General features: G+C 74.8%; 21 protein-coding genes and 1 pseudogene. 18 read left to right on the top strand and 4 right to left on the bottom strand.

Annotated features, from left to right (window positions below):
- The first annotated feature begins 126 nt into the window (after positions 1 to 126).
- The 8 genes and pseudogenes from glmS to H596_RS0103635 form a co-directional block, all read left to right on the top strand.
- Positions 127 to 1,950, top strand: a complete 1,824-nt coding sequence (gene glmS, locus H596_RS0103670) for a glutamine--fructose-6-phosphate transaminase (isomerizing) (RefSeq protein ID WP_027283747.1) — start codon at positions 127 to 129, stop codon at positions 1,948 to 1,950.
- 212 nt (positions 1,951 to 2,162) lie between these two features.
- Complete coding sequence (locus H596_RS24830) at positions 2,163 to 3,107, top strand: energy transducer TonB (RefSeq protein WP_051212306.1); 945 nt, start codon at positions 2,163 to 2,165, stop codon at positions 3,105 to 3,107.
- A gap of 43 nt (positions 3,108 to 3,150) precedes the next feature.
- Positions 3,151 to 3,348: a hemin uptake protein HemP gene (gene hemP / locus H596_RS0103660; protein ID WP_027283746.1), complete on the top strand. Its 198-nt coding sequence runs from the start codon at positions 3,151 to 3,153 to the stop codon at positions 3,346 to 3,348.
- Between the two features lie 81 nt (positions 3,349 to 3,429).
- Positions 3,430 to 5,478 (top strand): TonB-dependent hemoglobin/transferrin/lactoferrin family receptor, encoded by a 2,049-nt coding sequence (locus H596_RS19910; protein ID WP_156910021.1) that lies wholly within the window; start codon positions 3,430 to 3,432, stop codon positions 5,476 to 5,478.
- Positions 5,479 to 5,490: 12 nt separating this feature from the next.
- Positions 5,491 to 6,528 carry a hemin-degrading factor gene (locus tag H596_RS0103650; protein ID WP_027283745.1) on the top strand — a complete coding sequence of 346 codons (1,038 nt, stop codon included), beginning with the start codon at positions 5,491 to 5,493 and terminating at the stop codon, positions 6,526 to 6,528.
- Positions 6,525 to 7,415, top strand: a complete 891-nt coding sequence (locus tag H596_RS19905; protein ID WP_051212303.1) for a heme/hemin ABC transporter substrate-binding protein — start codon at positions 6,525 to 6,527, stop codon at positions 7,413 to 7,415. The genes H596_RS0103650 and H596_RS19905 overlap by 4 nt, the downstream gene beginning before the upstream one ends.
- Positions 7,412 to 8,491 (top strand): FecCD family ABC transporter permease, encoded by a 1,080-nt coding sequence (locus H596_RS19900; RefSeq protein WP_037299850.1) that lies wholly within the window; start codon positions 7,412 to 7,414, stop codon positions 8,489 to 8,491. Before H596_RS19905 ends, H596_RS19900 begins: the two co-directional genes overlap by 4 nt.
- Before the next feature lie 20 nt (positions 8,492 to 8,511).
- Positions 8,512 to 9,288, top strand: a pseudogene (locus H596_RS0103635) (heme ABC transporter ATP-binding protein); the annotation flags it as partial.
- A gap of 12 nt (positions 9,289 to 9,300) precedes the next feature.
- Here the strand turns inward: H596_RS0103635 and H596_RS19895 are convergent.
- The 4 genes from H596_RS19895 to H596_RS24920 are packed head-to-tail and all read right to left on the bottom strand — an operon-like array spanning position 9,301 to position 11,823.
- Positions 9,301 to 10,620, bottom strand: a complete 1,320-nt coding sequence (locus H596_RS19895; RefSeq protein WP_037299848.1) for an MFS transporter — start codon at positions 10,618 to 10,620, stop codon at positions 9,301 to 9,303.
- Positions 10,617 to 11,222, bottom strand: coding sequence for a nitrile hydratase subunit alpha (locus tag H596_RS0103625; RefSeq protein ID WP_027283743.1), 606 nt, complete (start codon positions 11,220 to 11,222; stop codon positions 10,617 to 10,619). The genes H596_RS19895 and H596_RS0103625 overlap by 4 nt, the downstream gene beginning before the upstream one ends.
- A 2-nt stretch (positions 11,223 to 11,224) precedes the next feature.
- On the bottom strand, positions 11,225 to 11,536 hold the full coding sequence (locus H596_RS24925; protein ID WP_342663333.1) for an SH3-like domain-containing protein: 312 nt from the start codon (positions 11,534 to 11,536) through the stop codon (positions 11,225 to 11,227).
- Positions 11,533 to 11,823, bottom strand: a complete 291-nt coding sequence (locus H596_RS24920; RefSeq protein WP_027283741.1) for an SH3-like domain-containing protein — start codon at positions 11,821 to 11,823, stop codon at positions 11,533 to 11,535. The genes H596_RS24925 and H596_RS24920 overlap by 4 nt, the downstream gene beginning before the upstream one ends.
- Before the next feature lie 111 nt (positions 11,824 to 11,934).
- Here H596_RS24920 and H596_RS0103610 point away from each other — a divergent pair, with 111 nt between their 5' ends.
- The 10 genes from H596_RS0103610 to H596_RS19890 all read left to right on the top strand — a co-directional run bounded on the left by H596_RS0103610 (position 11,935) and on the right by H596_RS19890 (position 19,634).
- A complete protein-coding gene (locus H596_RS0103610) occupies positions 11,935 to 12,864 on the top strand; it encodes a thioredoxin family protein (RefSeq protein WP_027283740.1) in 930 nt (309 codons plus the stop codon).
- An 8-nt stretch (positions 12,865 to 12,872) separates the two neighbouring features.
- Positions 12,873 to 13,535, top strand: coding sequence for an LON peptidase substrate-binding domain-containing protein (locus H596_RS0103605; RefSeq protein WP_027283739.1), 663 nt, complete (start codon positions 12,873 to 12,875; stop codon positions 13,533 to 13,535).
- Between the two features lie 9 nt (positions 13,536 to 13,544).
- Positions 13,545 to 13,757: a Trm112 family protein gene (locus tag H596_RS0103600; RefSeq protein WP_027283738.1), complete on the top strand. Its 213-nt coding sequence runs from the start codon at positions 13,545 to 13,547 to the stop codon at positions 13,755 to 13,757.
- The gene (locus tag H596_RS0103595) at positions 13,754 to 14,122 is read left to right on the top strand and encodes a gamma-butyrobetaine hydroxylase-like domain-containing protein (RefSeq protein WP_027283737.1); all 369 of its coding nucleotides are present in this window, start codon (positions 13,754 to 13,756) and stop codon (positions 14,120 to 14,122) included. Before H596_RS0103600 ends, H596_RS0103595 begins: the two co-directional genes overlap by 4 nt.
- 80 nt (positions 14,123 to 14,202) lie before the next feature.
- Positions 14,203 to 15,375 (top strand): acetyl-CoA C-acetyltransferase, encoded by a 1,173-nt coding sequence (locus tag H596_RS0103590; protein ID WP_027283736.1) that lies wholly within the window; start codon positions 14,203 to 14,205, stop codon positions 15,373 to 15,375.
- 190 nt (positions 15,376 to 15,565) lie between these two features.
- Positions 15,566 to 15,997 carry an IS5 family transposase gene (locus H596_RS24515; RefSeq protein WP_084602553.1) on the top strand — a complete coding sequence of 144 codons (432 nt, stop codon included), beginning with the start codon at positions 15,566 to 15,568 and terminating at the stop codon, positions 15,995 to 15,997.
- Entirely contained in the window at positions 15,976 to 16,449 is a 474-nt protein-coding gene (locus H596_RS24960) for a transposase (protein WP_408735271.1), read from the top strand. The genes H596_RS24515 and H596_RS24960 overlap by 22 nt, the downstream gene beginning before the upstream one ends.
- A 46-nt stretch (positions 16,450 to 16,495) precedes the next feature.
- A complete protein-coding gene (locus tag H596_RS0103580; RefSeq protein ID WP_211225240.1) occupies positions 16,496 to 17,350 on the top strand; it encodes an HpcH/HpaI aldolase/citrate lyase family protein in 855 nt (284 codons plus the stop codon).
- Positions 17,347 to 18,570 (top strand): CaiB/BaiF CoA transferase family protein, encoded by a 1,224-nt coding sequence (locus H596_RS0103575; RefSeq protein ID WP_037299846.1) that lies wholly within the window; start codon positions 17,347 to 17,349, stop codon positions 18,568 to 18,570. The genes H596_RS0103580 and H596_RS0103575 overlap by 4 nt, the downstream gene beginning before the upstream one ends.
- Positions 18,567 to 19,634, top strand: a complete 1,068-nt coding sequence (locus tag H596_RS19890; protein ID WP_051212301.1) for an amidohydrolase family protein — start codon at positions 18,567 to 18,569, stop codon at positions 19,632 to 19,634. Before H596_RS0103575 ends, H596_RS19890 begins: the two co-directional genes overlap by 4 nt.
- Positions 19,635 to 19,659 lie beyond the last annotated feature (25 nt).

Below are 19,659 nucleotides of genomic sequence, written 5' to 3'. Positions count from 1 at the left end.
GGCGGGGGCGCAGGCGCGGCGGGCTGACACGCCAGGCAACAAAATGTCGCGCCCCCGCCCGCTTGGAGCGGCGCGGCCATCCATGGCATCGAAGCCGCCTTCGCCATCGAGGGAGAAGCAGGCTTCATGTGCGGCATCGTGGGCGTGGTGGGGCGCGAGGCGGCGGCGCCGCGGATCTTCGAGGCGCTGAAGCGGCTCGAATACCGCGGCTACGACAGCGCGGGCATCGCCACCCTGGTCGAGGGCCGCATCGAGCGTCGCCGCGCCGAGGGCAAGCTCGATCGCCTCGCCGCCGTGCTGGCGGCCGAGCCCCTGCCGGGCACGCTCGGCATCGGCCACACGCGCTGGGCCACCCATGGCGCGCCCACCACGCGCAACGCGCACCCGCACGGCACGGCGCGCGTCGTCGTCGTGCACAACGGCATCATCGAGAACCACGCGGAGCTGCGCGCCGAACTCGAAGCGAAGGGCCAGGTCTTCGAGACGGAGACGGACACGGAGACCTTCGCGCGCCTGGTGGACCAGCACCTGCTCGAGGGCATGGGCGCGGAGGAGGCGGCGGCCGCGGCGCTGAAGCGCGTGCACGGCGCCTTCGCGCTGGCGATGATCTTCGCCGGGCGCGAGGGGCTGCTGATCTGCGCCCGCCAGGGCGCGCCGCTCGCCGTCGGCTTCGGGGAGGGCGAGATGTATGTGGGCTCGGACGCGCTGGCCCTCGCGCCGCTGACCCGCCGCATCGCCTATCTGGAGGAGGGCGACCACGCGATCCTCGACCACGGGACGGTCCGCTTCTTCGACGCCGAGGGACGCCCGGTGCAGCGCGCCGTGCGCGAGACCTCCGTCTCCGGCGCGCCCACGGGCAAGGGCAACTACCGGCACTTCATGGAGAAGGAGCTGCACGAACACCCCGTGGTGCTGGGCGACACGCTCGCGCAGTATCTCGAGCCCGCGCAGCGCCGCGTGGTGCTGCCCGCCCTGCCCTTCGATGCCCGCGCCATCCCGCGCCTGACCATCACGGCCTGCGGCAGCGCCTTCCTCGCCGGGCTCGTCGGCCGCTACTGGATCGAGCAGCTCGCGCGCATCCCGGTGGACGCGGATGTGGCGAGCGAGCTGCGCTACCGCGACCCGCCGCTGCCCGAAGGGGGTGCGGCGCTGCTCGTCAGCCAGAGCGGCGAGACGGCGGACACGCTCGCCGCGATGAAGCTGCTGCGCGCGCGCGGGCAGAGCTGCCTCGCCATCGTCAACGTCGCCGAAAGCAGCATGGCGCGCGAGGCGGACGCCGCGCTGCTGACGGTGGCGGGGCCGGAGATCGGCGTTGCCTCCACCAAGGCCTTCACCGCGCAGCTCGCCGTTCTCGCCGGTCTCGCCATCGGCATGGGCCGCGCGCGCGGCACGGTGAGCGAGGCGGAGGAGGCGCGGCTGACGGCGGAACTCCTCGAGGTTCCCGCCCATGCCGCCGAGGTGCTGGAGCGCGATGCGGAAATCCGCGCCATGGCCGCGCAGGTGGCCAAGGCAAGGGACGTGCTGTTCCTCGGCCGCGGCAACCTCTACCCCATCGCGCTGGAGGGGGCGCTGAAGCTGAAGGAGATCAGCTACATCCACGCCGAGGGCTATGCGGCGGGCGAGATGAAGCACGGGCCCATCGCGCTGATCGACGATCAGGTGCCGGTGATCTCGCTCTGCCCCTCTGGCCCGCTCTTCGAGAAGACCGCCTCGAACCTGCAGGAGGCGGCGGCGCGCGGCGGGCGGATCATGGCCTTCACCGACGCCGAGGGCGCGCCCGCCCTCTCGCGCTTCGCCGAGCGCGTGGTGGTGCTGCCCCATGCGGGCGCCTTCGCCGCGCCCATCCTGCACGCCATTCCGGTGCAGCTCCTCGCCTACCACGTCGCGGTGCTCAAGGGCACGGATGTGGACCAGCCGCGCAACCTGGCGAAGAGCGTGACGGTGGAGTGATGCGGCCGGCGGTCACGCCGGACGTATCGCGCACGCCGGGTTGGTGGGCGGCGGCGTGCCAAAACAAAGGCATACCAGCGGCCAAGCCGCTTGCTCACGAGTCGAAGCAAGTGGCCGCTGGTATGGTGCGGACGGCGCGGCCCGCCCGGCGGGTCCAGTCGCGATTGCGAGTCACTTGCAAATAGCGCCCGCCCGCGCCATGACTGCGCGCCGTGCCGAACCCGGTTCCCGCCACGCCCGCCCGCCGCCGCGCCCCCCCGCCCGCGGCCTGTCCGCGCGCCCGGCCGCTCTGGCTCGCCTCGCTCGCGCTGCATGGCGCGCTGCTCTCCGCCCTCTCCCTGCCGCGCGGCGCGCCGCCGCCGCCGCCCGGCCCCCTCGCCATCGCCCTGGCCTGGGCGCCGCCCGGGGAGCAGGACGGGGGGGCCGAGCCGGTCCCGGAGGCGGCGGAGGCGCCGCCCGCGCCCGAGCCCCTGGCCGAACCGCCGCCGCCCGGCCCCCCCGTGGTGGTCGCGCCCCCTCCGCCCCCGCCTGCCCCGTCCGAGCCGGAGAGGCTTGCGCTCGCCCCGGCACCGCCGCCGCTCCCGGCCGAGTCGGCCCCCCTCGCCCCCGCAGCGGCCGAGGCCGCGCCGCCCGCACCCCCGCCGCCCGCCCCGCTCCAGGCGGCGTCCCTGGCCGCGCCGCCCGCCCCGCGGCCCGCAGCGCCGCGCCCCGCACCGCCGCGCGAGGCCGCCCGCCCCGCCGCGCGGCCGGCGGGCCCGCACGCCCCGGCCAGCCCCATGGCGGCCACCCCCGTGGCGGCCGGGCCCGTGGCGGCCGGGCCGGCCGGGCCCGCGCCACCCGCCCCCTCCGAAGCCCTCTCGGCCGCGCTGCTGCCCGATTCCTACCGGGCCGCGCTCGGCGCGCGGCTGCGCCAGGCCCTGCGCTACCCGCCCTCGGCGCGCGAGCGCGACGAGGAGGGCGACGCCATCCTGGCCTTCCGCGTGGCGCGGGACGGCACCATCCGCGGGGCGCAGCTCATGCGCTCGAGCGGCGTCGCCGCGCTCGACCAGGAGGCGCTGGCCCTGCTGGCGCGCATCTCGCCCGCCCCCGCCCTGCCGGAGAGCTGGCCGGCCGCCGAGGCGGCCTTCGTCGTCCCGGTGCGGTTCCGGCTGCGCTGACCCATACTTGCGAACGATTCTCATTCGCGCTAAAGCCGACGCTGTGGAAGAGAAGCCCGACCCCGCCCCGCCCCCGGCGCCACGCGGCGCCGCCCCGGTCCGCCGGCCGGGCCCCGGCGCGCCCCGCCGCATCCCCAGCGGGGTGCTGCTGGGGGGGCGGGGCGAGGTCGAAATCCTCCACGGCGAGGAGATCTACCGGCTGCGCCGCACCCGCGGCGGCAAGCTGATCCTCACCAAGTAACCCATCCGCGCGAGCCAGCCTCTCCGCCAGCCAGCGCTTCCCCCAGTCGGCCCGCCGGGGCCGGGAGAGAGAGGAAGTAGCGTGTCTGGATCCGCCCGCCCGTGGCTGCTCGCCACCACCATGCTCGCGGCGCTGCCCGCCATGGCGCAGGAATCGCCCCCCAGCGCGGCGCTGACGCCGCTCGACGCCGTGACCACCACCGCCACCCGCACCCCCCAGGTGGCGGGCGATGTGGCCGCGCCCGTCACCGTCGTGCCGCGCGAGGAGCTGCGCCGCCGCCAGCCCGGCAATCTGAACGACATCCTGCGCGACATCCCGGGCGTGGAGGCCGACGGGCTGCCGCGCGCCAGCGTGCAGCAGCCTCAAATCCGCGGCCTGGGCGATGACCGCGTGCTCATCCAGCTCGACGGCGTGCGGCAGAACTTCAACGCCGGCCATCGCGGCCGCTTCTTCTTCGAGCCCGAGCTGCTGCGCGAGGTGGACGTGCTGCGCGGCCCCGCCTCCATGCTCTACGGCTCGGGCGCGCTGGGCGGCGTGATCGCGCTGCGCACGCTGGAGGCGGAGGATCTGATCCGCCCCGGCCGCGCCACCGGCTTCTTCCTCTCCCAGGGCTACGACAGCAACGGCGGGCGCTGGCGCTCCAGCGCCGGCGCGGCCTTCCAGGCCGGCGGCTTCGACGGCATCCTCGCCTATGCGCGCAACGCCGGGAACAACCTGACCGACGGCGCGGGCCGCACCATCCCCTACACCGACCCCACGACCAACACGGTCATGGCGCGGCTCGGCTGGAATCCGCTGCCGGGGATGCGCATCTCCGCCGGCGTCATCCACCGCGACGAGCAGCAGGTGATCCCCGTCGCGGCCAACACCTTCGACGCGACGAACATCGCCGACCGCACGCTGCGCGGCACGCAGTACACGCTCAACTTCGCCTGGGCCCCGCCCGCGACGCGCCTCGTGGACCTGCGCGCGAGCCTCTACCGCAACGACATCGCCATCACCGAGACGCGCATCCTGCCCAATGACGGGCGGCGCGACGGCACCACGCTGGAGACGATGGGGCTGTCGCTGCAGAACACCTCGCGCTTCTCCCTGCTGGGCTGGGACCGTCACGCGCTGACCATCGGCTTCGACGGCCATCGCGACGAGCAGGCGGGCCGGCGCAACGGCGCCGAGCGCGGCCAGTATCCCGACGCGCGGCAGGAGGTGTTCGGCTTCTTCGCGCAGGAGGAGCTGAACATCGGCCCCGCCACGCTCACCGCCGGGCTGCGCTACGACAGCTACGAATCCTCCGCGCCCGGCCAGCGCAGCCAGTCCAACGACCGGCTCTCGCCGCGCGTCTCGCTGGCCTGGCGCGTCACCGACTGGCTGCAGCCCTACCTCTCCTACGCCGAGGCCTATCGCGCGCCCAACCTCACCCAGCTCTACAATTTCGGCGTGCATTTCCCCGTCGCGGTCACGCCGCGGCCGGTCTTCAACGTCTTCGTGCCCAACCCCAACCTGCGGCCCGAGACCTCGCGCAACGCGGAGATGGGCGTGAATCTGCGCTTCCGCGACGTGCTCGAGGACGGCGACAGCCTGCGCCTGCGCGCCGCGCTGTTCCGCAACAACGTCTCCGACTTCATCGAGACCATCGTCACCGCCACCACCACAGAGCAGCGCAACGTCACCCGCGCGCGCATCGACGGCTTCGAGCTGGAAGGCCAGTACGAGAGCCGCCTGTGGTTCGCCCGCGCCGGCGCCTCCATCCTGCGCGGCGACAACCTGAGCAACGGCCAGCCGCTCTCGCTCATCCCCGCGCACAAGCTCTCGCTCACGCTCGGCCGGCGCTTCCTCGAGCAGGGGGTGACGCTGGGCGGGCGCGTGCAGCTCGTCGCCGAGCAGGACCGCAAGCCGCGCGACCTCTCCACCGGCCAGCTTCCGCCGCGCACCGCGCCCTATGCGCTGATGGACCTGTTCCTCACCTGGCAGCCGCCCGAGGGGCCGCTCGCGCCCTTCCGCTTCGATCTCGGCGTCGCGAACCTCGCCGATGTCCGCTACCGCCGCGCCTCCTGGGACGCGGGCGTGACCCGCAGCGCCTTCTACGACGTCGGCCGCAACGTGCAGTTCCGCATCTCCGCGCAGTTCTGAAGGAGGCCCCAGATGCCCGACACGCTTCCCCCTTCCGAGGATCTCGCCGCGCGCTGGGCGCGGCTGCGCGAGGAGGAGCCCGGCCTGCGCGTGCGCGACGCCGCGCTGCGCCTGGCCACCGGCGAGGCCGCGCTCGTCGCCACCCTGCCCGGCGCGGTTGCGCTGCGGCCCGACTGGGAGGCGCTGCTGCGCGCGCTGACCGGGGCGGGCGAAGTGATGGCGCTGACGCGCAACGCCCATTGCGTGCACGAACGCCATGGCCGCTACCGCGAGGTCTCGGTGAACGGGCAGATGGGCCTGGTTCTGGGCGAGGACATCGACCTGCGCCTCTTCCTCGCCCGCTGGGCGCACGGCTTCTTCGTGCCCGCCGGCCAGCCGGGCAGCCCGCGCGGCAGCCTGCAGATCTTCGACGCCGCCGGCACGGCGATGCACAAGGTCTTCGCCACCGAGGCTACGCCCGAGGGCGCGCTGGAGCGCATCGCCGCCGATCTCGCCGCCGCGCCGGCCGCGCCGCTGCGCCTCGCCCCCCGCCCCGCCCCCGCCGCGCCGCGCCCCGATGCGGAGATCGACGGCGCCGGCCTGCGCGCCGCCTGGGCCGCGCTGCGCGACACGCACGATTTCTTCCCGATGCTGCGCCGCTTCGGCGCGGAGCGCCGCCAGGCCTTCCGCCTCGCGGGCGAGGCCTTCGCGCAGCGCCTCGCGCCCGGGGCCATCGAGCGCGCGCTGCACGGCGCGGCCGCCACCCGGCTGCCCATCATGGTCTTCGTGGGCAATCCCGGCTGCATCCAGATCCACACCGGCCGGGTGGAGCGGCTGCTGCCCCGCGGGCCCTGGTTCAACGTGATGGACCCGGACTTCAACCTGCACCTGCACAGCCCCGGGCTCGCCGAGATCTGGCTCGTGCGCAAGCCGACGGAGGATGGCGTCGTCACCTCCCTCGAGGCCTTCGACGCGGAGGGCGAGCTCGCGATCATGCTCTTCGGCAAGCGCAAGCCCGGCGAGGCGGAAGACCCCGCCTGGCGCGCGCTCGCGGAGGAGCAGGCGCGATGACGCCCCGGCGCGCGCTTCTGCTGGCCGCGCCGCTGCTCGCCGCGCCGCGCCTCTCCCGCGCCGCCCCGGCGCGCCTCGTCGTCGCCGGCGGCGGCCTCGCGGAAATCGTGGTGGCGCTCGGCGCGCGCGAGGCGCTGGTGGGCGTGGACAGCACCAGCCTCTTTCCGGCCGCGCTCACGCGCCTGCCGCAGATCGGCTATCTGCGGCAGCTCTCGGCCGAGGGCGTGCTCTCCCTGCGGCCCGACCTGCTGCTGCTGGCGCAGGAGGCGGGCCCGCCAGGGGCGGTGGCGCAGCTTCGCGCCGCCGGGCTGCGCGTGGTGCAGGCGGGCCGGGTGCAGTCGCCCGAGGAGCTGGCCGAGGCGATCCATCTCGTCGCCGGGGCGCTCGAGCGCCGGGCGGCGGGGCGTGCCCTCGCGGCCGCCGTGGCCGCGGATTTCGCGGCGCTCGAGGCCGGGCTGCCGCGCGCGGCCCCCTCCCCGCGCGCGCTCTTCCTGCTGGCAGTCGGGGGTGGCGCGCCCATGGCCTCGGGGCGCGGCACCGCGGCCGCGGCCATGCTCCGGCTCGCCGGGGCGCGCAGCGCGGTGGAGAGCTATGAGGGCTATCGCCCGCTCGGCGCCGAGGCCGCGCTGGCCGCCGCGCCCGACTGGCTGGTCGCGCCTGCGCACAGCGTGCAGGCGCTGGGCGGGCGCGAGCGCTTCCTCGCCCAGCCCGCCCTCGCCCTGCTGCCCGCCGCGCGGCAGGGGCGCCTCGCCGCCTTCGACATGCTGTATCTGCTGGGCTTCGGCCCGCGCACGCCGCACGCGGCGCGCGACCTGGCCGCCGCGCTGCACGGCGAGGCGGCGGTGGCGCGGCTGCCCGAGCGCCCCTGGCTCGGCGAGGCGGCATGATCGGGGCGGCAGCCACGCGGGCCGCATCGCGCCCGCCGGGCGGGCGGGCGGGGCATGGCGCGGCGCTCGCGCTGCTCCTCGCCCTCCTCGCGGCGGCCCTGCTTCTCGCGCTCGGCGCCGGGGCGATCCGCCTGCCGCCGGGGGCGGTGCTGCGCGCCCTGCTCGCGCCCACGGGGCTTCTGGCCGGGGCCGACCCGGCCGAGCAGGCCATCCTCTGGACGCTGCGCGTGCCGCGCAGCCTGCTCGCCGCGCTGACCGGCGCGGTGCTCGGGCTCTCGGGGGCGGTGATGCAGGGGCTGTTCCGCAACCCGCTGGCCGATCCCGGGCTGCTCGGCGTCTCGGCCGGAGCGGCGCTCGGGGCGGTGGGGATGATCGTGCTCGGCCTGCCGCTGCTGGCCGAGCCGCTGCGCCCCTATGGCACCCCGCTCGCCGCCTTCGCCGGCGCGCTGCTGGTCACGCTGCTGGTGATGCGCATCGCGCGGCACGAGGGACGGATGCTGATCGCCTCCATGCTGCTCGCGGGCATCGCGCTCAACGCGCTCGCGGGGGCGGCCACATCGGCGATGGTGTTCGCGGCCAACGACCTGCAGCTTCGCGACATCCTGTTCTGGACCATGGGCTCCTGCGCGGGGGCCACCCCGGCCGCGCTGGCGGTGACGCTGGCCTGCGCCCTGCCGCTGCTGCTGGCCGCGCCCTTCCTGACGCGCGGGCTCAACGCGCTGATCCTGGGCGAGCGCGAGGCCGCCACGCTCGGCATGCCCGTCGAGCGGCTGAAGCAAGTCTCGGTGCTGCTGGTGGCGCTCGCCGTGGGGGCGGCGGTGGCGGCGGCGGGCATGATCGGCTTCGTGGGCATCGTCGCGCCGCATCTCGCGCGGCTGCTGCGCGGCGCCGACCATCGCTGGGTGCTGCCGGCCTCGGCGCTGATCGGCGCGGCGCTGCTGCTGCTGGCCGATGCCGCCGCGCGCGTGCTGGTGGCGCCGGCCGAGCTGCCCATCGGGCTGCTGACGGCGCTGCTGGGCGGCCCCTTCTTCCTCGCGCTGCTGCTGCGCCAGCGGCTTTCGGTGGACGGGCGATGATCCTGGCCGGCGGCCTCGTCGTCCGGCGCGGCGGGCGGCGCATCCTGGACCTGCCCGACCTCGCCATCGCCCCCGGGCGCGTCACCGGCATACTGGGCGCGAATGGTGCGGGGAAATCCACCCTGCTGCGGGTGCTGAGCGGCGAGCTGCGGCCCGAGGCCGGGCGCGCCTTCCTCGACGGCGTGCCCGTGCTCGACTGGCCGGCCGATGCGCTGGCGCGGCGGCGCGCGGTGCTGCCGCAATCGGGCGGGCTCGGCTTCCCGCTGCGCGTGGCGGAGGTGGTGGCGCTCGGCCGCCTGCCGCACGCCGGCCGCGCGAGCCGCGCCGAGGACCGCGCCGCGCTCGCCGCCGCCATGCAGGAGGCGGATGTGGCGCATCTCGCCCAGCGCTTCTTCGCGAGCCTCTCGGGGGGCGAGCAGCAGCGCGTGCAGCTCGCCCGCGTGCTCGCGCAGCTTCATGGCCCGCCGCCGGAGCGGACGGCGCTGTTCCTCGACGAGCCCACCGCGGCGCTCGACCTCGCGCAGCAGCACGCGGTGCTGCGCGCGGCGGAGCGGCGCGCGCGGGCGGGGGGGCTGGTGGTGGTGGTGCTGCACGACCTCGCCCTCGCCGCGCGCTATTGCGAGCGGGTGCTGCTGCTGCACGCCGGCCGGCGCCTGGCCGAGGGCCCGCCCGCGGAGGCGCTCAGCGAGGCGGCGGTGGGCGAGGCCTATGGCCTCGCGGTGCGGCGCATCGCCACGCCCTGCGTGCCGGCGGGGCTGTTCCTCCCGGCCGAGGAGAGCGCCGCGCCCGGGAGGTGACGCGCCGCGCCCTCACCGCCGGGCGAGGCTGAGCCCGCCCGCCGCCAGCGCCAGCACGGCCCCGGAGAGGAAGGCGGTCTGCGGCCCCGCCAGGGTGAAGCACAGCGCCGCCCCCGTCGCGCCCAGGGACTGGCCGAGCACCCGCGCCGTGGCCTGCATGCCGCCCGCGCTGCCCGCCCGCGCGCGCGGCGTGCCGGCGAGGATGGTGCGGTTGTTCGGCGCCTGGAAGAAGCCGAAGCCGATGCCCGCCAGCAGCAGCGCGGCGCAGAGCCACTCCACCCGCGCCGGCGGCAGCAGCCACAGCGCGAGGAGCGCCCCCGCCAGCACCGCGCCGCCCAGCGCGCAGGGCAGCGCGCTCGGCACCCGGTCGCTCAGCCGCCCCGCGATGGGCGCGAGCAGCCCCACCGCGAGCGGATAGGGCGTGATGATCAGCCCGATCTCGAAGGCCGAATACCCCGCGGCGCTGAGGTGGAAGGGCAGCGGGATGACGCAGAGCATGTGCGCGCCGAACATGCACACCGAGGCCGCGATGGCCAGCCGCACCGTGCGGATCGCGAGCAGATCGAGCGGCAGCAGCGGCGCGCTGCGCCCCATCTCCCGCCGCACCAGCACGGCCCCGCAGCCGATCCCGCCCGCCAGCGCGAACAGCCCGGCCAGCGGGTGGTGCAGCAGGATGTCGAGGCCGAGGAAGACGAGGCCGAAGGCGGCCATGTTCAGCGCCGCCGCGCCGAGGTCGAAGGCGCGGGGCTGGGGCTGCGGCTCGGGCAGGGCGCGCAGCCCGAAGCCGAGCGCGGCGAGGCCGAGCGGCAGGTGCAGCAGGAACAGGAAGGGCCAGCTCGCCAGCGCGAGCACCGCCGCGCCCAGAGAGGGCCCGACGGCCGAGCACACCGCGACGGTGAGGGCGGTGTTGCCGATGGCGCGGCCCAGATCCTTCGCCGGATAGCTGTGGCGCACCAGCCCCGCGAGCAGGCTCATCACCGCCGCGCTGCCCAGCCCCTGGAGCACGCGCGCGGCCAGCAGCGCCTCGAAGCCCGGCGCCAGCGCCGCGAGCAGCGCGGCCGCGCAGAACAGCGCGAGACCCGCCGCCCAGACGCGCCGGAAGCCCAGGATTTCGCCCAGCGCCGCGAAGGGGATCAGCGTGCCCACCACGGCGATCTGATAGGCGTTCACCGCCCAGACCGCCTCGGCCGCGCTCACCCCGAACTCCCGCGCCAGGGTGGGCAGCGCGACGTTGAGCATGGAGGCGTCGAGCACGCTGGCGGCCAGCGCGCCCAGGATGCACAGCGCCGCCCGCCGCCGTCGGGGCTCGGGCAGCCCGTCCGCGCCGCTCACGCCGCCCGGGCGGGGCGGCCGGCGCTGGGCAGGCGCACGCCCACCAGGTGGTCCCGGTGCAGCAGGGCGGCGAGCTCGGCCTCGCTCCAGCCCTCGGTGCCGGCGGGGCGCAGCGGCAGCACCATCCAGCGGTAGTCCGCCGTGCTGTCCACCACGCGCAGCTCCACGCCCTCGGGCAGCACCGTGCCCCATTCGGCCAGCACGGCGCGCGGCTCGCGCACCGCGCGCGCCCGATAGGCGGCCGACTTGTACCAGTGGGGCGGATAGCCCAGCACCGCGCGCGGGTAGCAGGAGCAGAGGGTGCAGACGACGAGGTGATGCAGCCGCTCCGTGTCCTCCAGCACGCCGAGCGGCGGCTGGCCGGCCATGGCCACGCCCATGGCCTCGGCGGCCGCCGTGCCGTCGCGCAGCAGCAGCGCGCGGTAGGCGGGATCCACCCAGGCGCGGGCCACCATGCGCGCGCCCGTCTCGGGGCTCGCGCGCTCGGTCGCCGCCTGGCGTTCGGCGATCTCCGCCTCCGTCACCAGGCCGCGCCGGGCGAGGGCGGCGACGAGCTTCTCGAGCAGCGCGAGGCTCTCGGGGCGCGGGGCCTTGCTGGCCATGCTCAGGCCTCCTCCAGCCAGTGTTCGAAGATTTCGACCAGCAGCGTGTCCCCCGGCGCGCCCTCGCCCCAGACGGGGGGCTGGTCGAACAGCACATGATAGAGCACGCGCGGCTCGGCCGGGCGCTGGAAGGCGATGGCCTCGGGGTTGGGGAAGCTGCCCAGCACACGCTGCACCGTGCCCGGCCGGCCGCGCAGGTAGTGCGGCGTGCGCAGATGCAGCCGCGCGATGCGCTCGGGATAGGCCGCGCGGACCCGCACCCGCTGGCCGGGGGCGAAACGCGGGCGGGGCGGAGCGGCCGCCGCGGCGCTCACGCCAGATCCTCCCAGCTCACATGGCCCTTCTGGAGCATGGCCGCGGCGATCGAGCGCAGCCATTTCTCGTAGTAGGTCAGGGAGAAATACTCCTCCTCCGGCAGCTCCTCGATGTGCAGGCGCATCTCGTCGGTGGTGAAGAGGCCCTTCTCGCGCAGCACGGCGCGCAGCGCGTCCACCCTCTTGCCGAAGGCGTCGGGCGGGCCGTCCTCCTCGGGTTCGACGGGGGTGCAGCGGAAGCGCGGGTTTCCGCCGAGGTCGTGCAGCGCGGGCGGGGGCCTGTCCATGGCCGCGATGCTAGAGGCGCGCCCCGGGTCGCGGCAACGCCCCGCGACAAGCCCCGCCACTTGCCTTATCCCTTCCGCGCAACATCTACCGAAAGCGCCAGGACATCCCCCATGGACGTCATCTTCGACCCCAACAAGCCCTCCGGCCAGCCCGACCCCGTGATGGACGGGGACCAGAAGACCTTCATGCAGGACGTGGTCCACGCCTCGCGCGAGGTGCCCGTACTCGTGGATTTCTGGGCCACCTGGTGCGGGCCCTGCAGGCAGCTCACCCCCGTGCTCGAGAAGGTGGTGCGCGCCGCCGGCGGGCGCGTGCGGCTGGTGAAGATCGACATCGACAAGAACCGCGCCCTGGTGCAGCAGCTCGCGCAGCTCGGCCTGCCGATCCAGTCGGTGCCGACGGTGGCGGCCTTCGTGCAGGGCCAGATCGCCGACCTCTTCCAGGGCGCGCTGCCCGAGAGCGAGGTGAAGAAGTTCGTCGAGAACCTGCTCAAGATGTCGGGCGGGCAGATGCCCTCGGCCGAGCTGCTCGCCGAGGCCAAGGCCCTGGCCGAGAAGGGCGACCATCAGGGCGCGCTCGAGATCTTCGCCGCCCTCGCCCAGCAGGAGCCGGAGAACGCCGAGGCGCTGGCCGGGCTCGCGCGCTGCCTGCTCGCCCTCGACGAGGAGGAGCAGGCGCGCAACATGCTCGACAGCCTCTCCGACAAGCTAAAAGCGCACCCCGAGATCGCCTCCGTCCGCGCGTCCATCGAGCTGGCCGCGCAGGGGCGCGCGGCGGCCGCCCAGCTCGGCCAGTTCGAGCGCCGCCTCGCCGCCGATCCCGACGACCATGAGGCGCGCATCGAGCTCGCCGTGGCGCTGAACGCCATGGACAAGCGCCAGGAGGCGGCGGAGCAGCTCCTCGAGGCCATCCGGCGCGACCGCGCCTGGAACGACGAGGCGGCGCGCAAGCAGCTCCTCAAGTTCTTCGAGGCCTGGGGCTTCGACGACCCGGCGACGATGAAGGCGCGCCGCGGCCTCTCGGCCATCCTGTTCCGCTGACGCCGGGCATGGATCCCTTCCAGCCCGCGCCGGAGCAGTTGCCCGAGGAGATCGCGATCTTCCCCCTCTCGGGCGCGCTGCTGCTGCCGGGCGGAAGGCTGCCGCTCAACATCTTCGAGCCGCGCTACCTGGCGATGACGCTGGACAGCCTCGCCCAGGGCCGGCTCTTCGGCATGATCCAGGGCGACCCCTCGAAGCCGCGCGGCGAGCGCGGCAGCACCATCTACGGGGTGGGCTGCCTCGGGCGCATCTCCTCCTTCGCCGAGACCGAGGACGGGCGGCTGCTGATCACGCTGACCGGCGTGATCCGCTTCCGGGTGGCCGAGGAGATCGAGATGCGCCGCGGCTACCGGCGCGTGCGGGCGGATTACGCCCCCTACCTCGCGGACCTCGACCCGCCGCCCGAGGTCGCGCCCTGCGAGGCCATCCTCGCGGCGCTGCGCCCCTATTTCGCGGCCAAGGGCATCGAGGCGAACTGGTCCGCGATCGAGACCATGTCCGGGCCGGCGCTGGTCACCACCCTCGCCATGGTCTGCCCCTTCGCCGTGCCGGAGAAGCAGGCGCTGCTGGAGGCGCCGGGCCTGCCCGAGCGGGCCGAGACGCTGATAGCGCTGCTGCGGATGGCCGCCCATGGCGGCGGCGAGCTTCCGCCGGACGCCCGCCCGAGCTAGAAGCGCGGCATGAGCGAAACGCCCCCTCCCGCCGGCGCTCCCACGGGCGGCGCCGTGGATCCGCAGCTCCTGGAAATCCTGGTCTGTCCGGTCACGAAGAAGCCGCTGCGCTATGACCGCGAGCGGGGCGAGCTGGTGAGCGAGGCCGCGGGCCTCGCCTATCCCGTGCGGGACGGCATCCCGATCATGCTGCCCGACCAGGCGCGCAAGCTGGAGGGATGACCCCGCCCGTCACCGAGCTGCGCTATCGCTCGGCCGAGAAGCTGCTGGAGGTGGCCTTCGCCGACGGCGCGCGCTTCTCCCTGCCGGCGGAGTATCTGCGCGTGGAGAGCCCCTCGGCCGAGGTGCAGGGGCATGGGCCGGGGCAGAAGACCCTCGTGGCGGGCCGCCGGCATGTGGGGATCATGCGCATCGAGCCGGTGGGGCATTACGCCGTGCGCATCGCCTTCGACGATCTGCACGATTCCGGCATCTACTCCTGGGACTACCTGCGCCGGCTGGGCGAGGAGCAGGCCGAGCGCTGGGCCGAATACGAGCGCGCCCTGGCGCTGAAGGGGCTGAGCCGGGAGCCGCCCCGCCGGACCTGAGCGCGCCGGCCGGGCCGCCGCTTGCCGCGGCGCAGCGTTCCGGCGCAGAGTCCGCCCCGACAGGAGGAGGGCCAGACCCCATGCAGGACATCGTCATCGCCTCGGCCGCGCGCACCCCGGTCGGCGCCTTCAACGGGGCCTTCGCCGGGCTCGCCGCGCACGATCTCGGCAAGGTGGCCATCGAGGCCGCCCTGGCCCGGGCAGGCGTGGCGCCCGCCGAGGTGGACGAGGTGATCCTCGGCCAGATCCTCTCGGCCGGGGCGGGGCAGAACCCGGCCCGCCAGGCCGCGGTGAACGCCGGCATCCCGGTCGAGCGCACCGCCTTCGGCATCAACCAGCTCTGCGGCTCGGGGCTGCGCGCCGTGGCGCTGGCCGCGCAGCAGATCGCCACCGGCGACGCCGCCATCGTGGTGGCCGGCGGGCAGGAGAGCATGACCCAGGCGCCGCACTGCGCGAACCTGCGCGCCGGCACCAAGATGGGCGGGCTCGAGTTGGTGGACACCATGCTCAAGGACGGGCTGTGGGACGCCTTCCACGGCTACCACATGGGCAACACGGCCGAGAACGTGGCGCAGAAATACCAGCTCACCCGTCAGGAGCAGGACGAGTTCGCCTATCACAGCCAGCGCAAGGCGGGCGAGGCGATCAAGGCCGGCCGCTTCCGCGACGAGATCGCGCCCGTCACCGTCAAGACCCGCAAGGGCGAGGTGGTGGTGAGCGAGGACGAGTATCCGAAGCCCGACACCACGGTGGAGGTGCTGGCGAAGCTGCGCCCCGCCTTCGCCAAGGACGGCACGGTGACGGCGGGCAACGCCTCGGGCATCAATGACGGCGCGGCGGCGCTGGTGGTGATGTCGGGCGCCGAGGCCGCCCGGCGCGGGATCGCGCCCATGGCGCGCATCGTCTCCTGGGCGACCGCGGGGGTGGACCCCGCCATCATGGGCACGGGCCCCATCCCGGCCTCGCGCAAGGCGCTGGCCAAGGCGGGCTGGAAGATCGAGGATCTCGACCTCATCGAGGCGAACGAGGCCTTCGCGGCCCAGGCCTGCGCTGTGAACAAGGATCTGGGCTGGGACACGGCCAAGGTGAACGTGAATGGCGGGGCCATCGCGCTCGGCCATCCCATCGGCGCGTCGGGCGCGCGGGTGCTGACCACACTGCTCTTCGAGATGCAGCGGCGGGGCGCGAAGAAGGGCCTCGCCACGCTCTGCATCGGCGGCGGCATGGGTGTGGCCATGTGCGTGGAGCGCTGAGCGGCCGTCTGAGAATGGCTTGTCGCGATGCGGCTGCGGGTGATGTGCGAGACCGTTTGAGAATGCTGGCGGCGGAGGCGGCGCGAGGGTTTTTCGTCCCTGCTAGGCCTCGTGGACAAACCTGTAGACAGGGGATTCCCATCGGAGTGCGGACGTGATTCCAAGCTGATCCCTGGCATGGAGATCGGCGTTGATCCGCGGGCGTCTGAGCGACGAGGAATGGTCCTTCTTCGAACCCTTCGTGATGTCCGCCAGCCCGCTCGGCGGGCGGCCTCCGCGCGACCACCGGCGTGTGCTCGACGCCATCTTCCAGATCGCGCGCACCGGCGCGCCGTGGCGTGACCTGCCGGCCGGGTTCGGCAACTGGAACTCGGTGTTCCGGCAGTTCCGCCGCTGGAGCGCCTCTGGCCTGTGGGACGTGATGCTCGAAGCATTGGCCGATGGCGGCGGCGATGCCGACCTCCTGCAAATGATCGACAGCACCAGCATCCGGGCGCACCACTGCGCCGCCGGCGGAAGGGGGGGACTCATCGCCAGGCTCTTGGCCGTTCGCGCGGTGGCTTCACGTGCACGCTCCACCTCCGCGCCAACGCCCACGGACTGCCCATCGCCCTGCACCTGAGCGCAGGTCAGGAGGCCGACTGTTCGCACTACGAGGCGCTGATGGCGGCGCGCGACAGCGACCCCGCCATCATGCTGGGCGACAAGGGCTATGACAGCGACCCCATCCGGCGGGACCTGCGCGACCGGGGCGTCAGGAGATGGGCCACCATATCGCGCCGACGGGCATCACCTCGGCGGCCAGCCCAGTCAGGTCCGGGATGTGACACGTCCGACGCTCGCGCGGGGCGTATCGAGCATCTCGGCTTGGCGGGCGGCGGCGTGCCAAGACAAAGGCATACCAGCAGCGGCTCGCATGATATCCCCGCCCATGGCGGGCCGTCTACAGACGCCCCCGACACCGGTGCTGCCTCGTTGCAGGAGCCGCAGACGACGCCGCCCCGATTTCCCGCCGCATCCGCGACGGGCACTGGCGCACATCCACCACGTCTCGCCACGCCGGCGCTGGGCTGACCCCGCCCGCCCGCCGTGCCACACTCGCGGCGAGGAGGAAGCGCCCGTGTCCCTCGCGCTGATGCGCAGCAAGCTCTTCGTGCCCGGATCGCGGCCGGAGCTGTTCGCCAAGGCCCTGGCCTCGGAGGCGGACGGCCTCTCGCTCGACCTCGAGGACGCGGTGGCCGAGCCCCGCAAGGCCGAGGCCCGCGCCGCCGTCTCCGCCTTCCTGCGCGCCCTGCCGCCCGGCCATGGCAAGACGGTGATCGTGCGCGTGAACGCGCGCCACAGCCCGCATTTCGCGGCGGATCTGGCCGCCGTCGCCCTGCCCGGGGTCGACGCGCTCAACCTGCCCATGTGCGAATCGCCCGAGGAGGTGCGGGAGGCCGCGGCGCTGCTCGAGGCGGCGGGTTGCGCCGCCGGCCTGCTGCTCACCATCGAGACGCCGCGCGGCCTGCGCCGGGCCGCCGAGCTCGCCCTCGCCCACCCGCGCGTGCGCGGGCTGCAGATCGGCTATGCCGACCTCCTCGAGCCCGCCGGCATCGCGCGGGACGAGGAGGCGGCGCTGCAGCATGTCCGCATGGCGGTGCGCCTCGCCGCCGCCGAGGCCGGGCTGCCCGCCTTCGACGGGGCGCTGGCCGCGCTGGCCGCGCCCGAGCGCCTGGCCGCCGAGGCCCGCGCCGCCAAGCGCCTCGGCTTTGCCGGGAAATCCTGCATCCACCCGGGGCAGATCGCCGTGGTCAACGCCGCCTTCCTGCCCACGGAGGCGGAGCTCGCCCGGGCGCGCCGCGTGCTGGCGGCCGCGCGCGAGGCCGAGGCGCAGGGCCTCGGCGCCTTCACCGTGGAGGGAGAGATGGTGGACGCCCCCTTCATCGCCCGCGCCCGCGCGCTGCTCGCCCGCGCCGGGGAGGCCGCGCCATGAGCCTGCCCCGCCGCGCCTTCGACCCCACGGCCCGCGGCGCGCTGGAGGGCGTGCGGGTGGTCGATCTCTCGCGCCTCGTCGCCGGCAACATGCTCACCAAGGTGCTCGCCGACCACGGCGCGGAGGTGCTGAAGCTGGAGCCGCCCGAGGGCGACACGCTGCGCGCCTGGCGCGTGCAGGGCGTGGAAAGCTCCTGGAAGACCTGGTGCCGCAACAAGAAGAGCCTCTGCCTCGCGCTGCGCGACCCGGCGGGGATCGAGGTGGTGCGCGCCCTCGCCGCCACGGCCGAGATCTTCTGCGAGAGCTTCCGCCCCGGCGTGCTGGAGGAGATGGGCCTCGCCCCCGAGGCGCTGCTGGCGCTCAATCCGCGCCTCGTCATCGTGCGGATTTCGGGCTGGGGGCAGACGGGGCCCTACCGGCACAAGCCCGGCTTCGGCACGCTGGTCGAGGGCTATTCGGGCTTCGCCGCCGTCAACGGCTTCGCCGACCGCGAGCCGGTGCTGCCGCCCATGTTCATGGGCGACGCCTATGCCGGGCTCTACGGCGCGGCCTCGGCGCTCGCGGCCTTCCACCACGCGAAGGCCACCGGCCAGGGCCAGGTGATCGACCTCTCGCTGCTCGAGCCCATGCTCGCGGTGATGGAGCCGCAGACGGCGAACCAGCGCCTGACCGGCGAGGTGAAGCCGCGCAGCGGCAGCCGCAGCACCAACAGCGCGCCGCGCAACGCCTATCGCACCCGGGATGGCGGCTGGGTGTGCCTCTCCGCCTCCACCCAGGGCATGACGGAGAAGCTGTTCCGCAGCATCGGCCGGCCCGAACTGATGGAGGATCCGCGCTTCCGCACCAATGCCGACCGGCTGCGCCATGTGGAGGCGCTGGACGCGATCATCGCCGCCTTCATCGCCGAACGCAGCCAGGCCGAGGTGCTCGCGCATTTCGACGCGGCGGGCGTCACCATCGGCCCCATCAAGGACGCGGCCGGGCTGCTCGAGGACCCCTACATCGCTGCCCGCGCTGCGCTGGTCGAGGTGCCGGATGCGGAAATGCCCGGCGGCTGGCTGCCCATGCATGGCGAGGTGCCGAAGCTCTCCGCCACCCCCACCCTCTTCGCCCGCCCCGCGCCGCGGCTCGGCGAGCACAACGAGGCGGTGCTGCGCCCGCTGCTGGGCGAGGCGCGCTACGCCGCGCTGGTCGAGGCCGGGGTGATCCGCACGCCATGAGCGCCCGGCCCTGGAGCTTCACCCGCTCCCGCCAGATCGCCGTGCGGGAGGAGTGGCTGGCCCTCGCCGAGGAGGAGGAGGTGCTGGCGCCCGGCCTGCCCATCCTCGACCCGCACCACCACCTCTGGGACCATCCGGGCGAGCGCTACCTGTTCGACGAGCTGCGCGCCGATGCGGCGAGCGGCCACGACATCCGGGGCAGCGTCTTCGTGCAGTGCGGCGCGATGTACCGCGCCGACGGGCCGGAGGCGGAGCGGCCGCTGGGCGAGACGGAGTTCGCCAACGGCGTCGCGGCGATGAGCGCGAGCGGCGCCTATGGCCGCGCGCGCCTCTGCGCCGGCATCATCGGCCTCGTGGACCTCACCCTGCCGCCCGCGGAGGTGGAGCGGCTGATCGAGGCGCATCGGCGCATCGCGGGGCCGCGCTTCGTGGGGGTGCGCAACCGCACCGCCTGGCACCCCTCGCCCGAGGTGCGCTCCAACCTCACCGCGCCGCCGCCGGGGCCGCTCGGCACGCCGGCCTTCCTCGAGGGCGCGCGGGCGCTGGCGCGCGCGGGGCTGGTGCTGGATGTCTGGTGCTACCATACGCAGCTTCCGCTGCTGCTCGACCTCGCGCGCGCCGTGCCGGAGCTCGCCATCGTGCTCGACCATCTGGGCGGGCCGCTCGGCGTGGGGCCCTATGCGGGCCGGCGGGAGGAGGTGTTCGCCGAGTGGCGGGAGATGATCCGCGCCCTCGCCGCCTGCCCGAACCTCCGCGTGAAACTGGGCGGGCTTGCGATGCAGGTGGGCGGCTGGGATTTCCACGAGGCGCCGCGCCCGCCCCATTCGCGGCAGCTCGCCGAGGCGTGGCGGCCCTGGATCGAGACGGCCATCGAGGCCTTCGGCGCGCGGCGCGCCATGTTCGAGAGCAACTTCCCCGTGGACAAGGGGATGTGCGGCTACAGGGCGCTGTGGAACGCCTTCAAGCGCCTCGCCGCCGGCGCGAGCGCGGAGGAGCGCGCCGCGCTGTTCAGCGGGACGGCGGTGGCGACCTACGGGCTGGCGGGGGTGGATCTGGACCCCTGATGCGGGCGGCGTGGCGTGCCGCCCG

This window comes from Rubritepida flocculans DSM 14296, assembly GCF_000425365.1.
In the GTDB taxonomy this organism is placed as follows: Bacteria; Pseudomonadota; Alphaproteobacteria; order Acetobacterales; family Acetobacteraceae; genus Roseococcus; species Roseococcus flocculans.
This window is presented reverse-complemented; position numbering and strand designations above follow the sequence as displayed.

Coding starts and splice junctions, on each gene's coding strand:
- H596_RS19890 (WP_051212301.1), top strand. CDS start 18,567: ATGAGCGCCCGGCCCTGGAGCTTCACCCGCTCCCGCCAGATCGCCGTG.
- H596_RS0103595 (WP_027283737.1), top strand. CDS start 13,754: ATGACCCCGCCCGTCACCGAGCTGCGCTATCGCTCGGCCGAGAAGCTG.
- H596_RS0103575 (WP_037299846.1), top strand. CDS start 17,347: ATGAGCCTGCCCCGCCGCGCCTTCGACCCCACGGCCCGCGGCGCGCTG.
- H596_RS0103605 (WP_027283739.1), top strand. CDS start 12,873: ATGGATCCCTTCCAGCCCGCGCCGGAGCAGTTGCCCGAGGAGATCGCG.
- H596_RS19900 (WP_037299850.1), top strand. CDS start 7,412: ATGATCGGGGCGGCAGCCACGCGGGCCGCATCGCGCCCGCCGGGCGGG.
- H596_RS24920 (WP_027283741.1), bottom strand. CDS start 11,823: ATGGACAGGCCCCCGCCCGCGCTGCACGACCTCGGCGGAAACCCGCGC.
- H596_RS0103590 (WP_027283736.1), top strand. CDS start 14,203: ATGCAGGACATCGTCATCGCCTCGGCCGCGCGCACCCCGGTCGGCGCC.
- glmS (WP_027283747.1), top strand. CDS start 127: ATGTGCGGCATCGTGGGCGTGGTGGGGCGCGAGGCGGCGGCGCCGCGG.
- H596_RS19905 (WP_051212303.1), top strand. CDS start 6,525: ATGACGCCCCGGCGCGCGCTTCTGCTGGCCGCGCCGCTGCTCGCCGCG.
- H596_RS0103650 (WP_027283745.1), top strand. CDS start 5,491: ATGCCCGACACGCTTCCCCCTTCCGAGGATCTCGCCGCGCGCTGGGCG.
- H596_RS0103610 (WP_027283740.1), top strand. CDS start 11,935: ATGGACGTCATCTTCGACCCCAACAAGCCCTCCGGCCAGCCCGACCCC.
- H596_RS0103625 (WP_027283743.1), bottom strand. CDS start 11,222: ATGGCCAGCAAGGCCCCGCGCCCCGAGAGCCTCGCGCTGCTCGAGAAG.
- H596_RS0103600 (WP_027283738.1), top strand. CDS start 13,545: ATGAGCGAAACGCCCCCTCCCGCCGGCGCTCCCACGGGCGGCGCCGTG.